This window comes from Larkinella harenae, assembly GCF_054780515.1.
This window is the reverse complement of record NZ_BAAGWE010000028.1, coordinates 1-2,081: the sequence shown is the minus strand read 5'-3', so window position 1 is coordinate 2,081 and position 2,081 is coordinate 1. Positions and strand designations below refer to the sequence as shown.

At 50.5% G+C, this 2,081-nt stretch carries 2 protein-coding genes; both read left to right on the top strand.

Annotation, left to right across the window (positions count from 1 at the left end):
- Positions 1–154, top strand: a 154-nt coding sequence (locus ACYVH9_RS31530; protein ID WP_460640435.1) for a fasciclin domain-containing protein, incomplete at its 5' end; no start/stop codon positions are given.
- A 62-nt stretch (positions 155–216) separates the two neighbouring features.
- Positions 217–1,434, top strand: coding sequence for a hypothetical protein (locus ACYVH9_RS31525; RefSeq protein WP_460640434.1), 1,218 nt, complete (start codon positions 217–219; stop codon positions 1,432–1,434).
- Positions 1,435–2,081 lie beyond the last annotated feature (647 nt).

Sequence of the window (2,081 nt, the reverse complement as noted above, 5' to 3'; positions counted from 1 at the left end):
GGCGCAGGGGGGCAAGCTCCAGGCGAATGTGTCCAACAGCGGGGTGAGCTTTCTGGGGAGCGGCAACAACAATCAGGCGGCCAACGTCGTGAGTGCGAATTTGGTGGCGACCAATGGGGTGGTTCACATCATTGACCGGGTCTTGCTGCCGTAAGGTGGTCGGGTAGCACCGTTATTCTTGATTTGTTTTTTGTTCGACGTTTAAATTTCCTGACTATGTCCACTTTTCGATTAACCAGTTGCCTGCTGCTATTTGCAGTTTTCGGTTGTCAGCCAACTGAGCCATTGGATGATCTGAGTGCAACGGCCAAGACAGCCGGTGCCAACCAGACCGCTTCCTTTCTGTTTACCGGCGCTCCGGGTGTCCGCAACAGCAACCTCGATAATATTGACGGTACGCTGGAGGGGTCAATCGATGGGCAGCCCATTGCCTTCGGGTCCGACAAAGCCTTTCCCTTGGAAGCCCACACGAGCTTTAATAACACGGGAAATAAAGCAAACGTCATCCGGCTTCACGCCCAGAATGCCCAATACGACATCAGTATGCACTTCAACGGGCCTTTTGAGGCTGGCCGCAACTACAAGGTCTATGATCTTTCCATTGATGAAGGGGAGGGGAGGTTCGATCCCTACATTGTGATCCCCTTTATCCGCGTACCGGAAGGACAGCTAGGGCGGGATATTCTCAACCTGGCCGATCCCACCAATCAGGCCCGGATTACCGCCATCACGCCAGAGTACATCGATATCGAGTTCCTTTTTACGCTTAAAAAGGAGGGGGCGGCTCAGGAGCGGCTGAACATCCGGATCAAAAACCTGCTCAATGAGAACCTGAATCTGCGCGAGCAATCGGAGGGTGAACCGTTCTGGAATTACGCGAACACCGTCCGTAAGGTTGAAGCCCTGGCGTACGTTCCCTGGCCAGCCGGGGGACTGAGTAATTACCTGACTCCGACGACGACGCGGGTCCAAATTACGCAATCACCCCTCAATCTGCCCGTCAGTGAGTTTACCTACGGGGGGGCCACCAAGCCGGTTAACTGGCAAGCCATTTCGCTCTACCGGACCCGCCCCCCCCAGCAGCAAACCTACGTCGAATATGCTGCTGGCACCACTTATTCGGATGCGGGCTGGAATCAGATCACCATAGCCTGGCCGAATTTTACGGGGGTGGGTGTCTACACGGGCGATGCGGTCAAAGTTTCATTTACCAATGGCCTTAATAACCAGAAAGACGGCGACTATTGGCGGATTGCGCCTTACAATTTGGCCAGTACAGCGACGAAATGGCAAGTTGACGTGCAGAACGTTACCCCAGACTTGATCGAAGGTACCTACACCATTGTTGATGCACCGTTGTACGAGAAAAAAGGGGCGAACCTACCGGCTTCGGCGAGTGTGAGCGGCCGGTTCAAGGTTATCTATCCGCGTTAATTAGGAAGCTGGTCTTGGTGTCATCAGCATGGCGGACTTCATACCAGCAAGTTGGTAGGGCTTGATCGCTAATAAAGGACCGGCGTAACGCTACGCTGGTCCTTTCCAGTCAGTTGGTAAGTGCTGCCAATGCCTCTCGGGTTGTAAGAGAGCACGTAAGCGCCCCGGTACACAGCGGGAAAGAAGCCAAAATCGTACGAGGATGTATTATCAATTCTGAATGAAATAAAAAAGTGTGGGGGGCCACCCCACACTTTTTTATTTCAAATTGTAAATGCGATGGATACCAACTAACTTTCATCTCAAGATGAATTCGAAAGACATTAAATCTTAGAAATTTGTCGGGCTGTTGAAGCAGGCGCTTCAACGTATGTACGACTTTTTACCCTGCCCCCCCCCATGCCATTCTTCTATACTTAAATTCAGTTTTTTTGCCCATCAAACGAGTTAGTGAGATCACCAAAGATGTATAAATTTTTAGTATTCTGTGTTTTTGTCACAAGTTCAGTCTATGGTCAGGTGTCTTAGCCCCTTAAATAGTTGGAGACAAAATCTAAAAAGGATTTGTCACTAACTTTAAGGAAATGAAGAAAGAAAAACGAGTTTTTACTCCCGAACACCGGGAATCAATCCTGAAAGAAGCCGCA

Coding starts and splice junctions, on each gene's coding strand:
- ACYVH9_RS31525 (WP_460640434.1), top strand. CDS start 217: ATGTCCACTTTTCGATTAACCAGTTGCCTGCTGCTATTTGCAGTTTTC.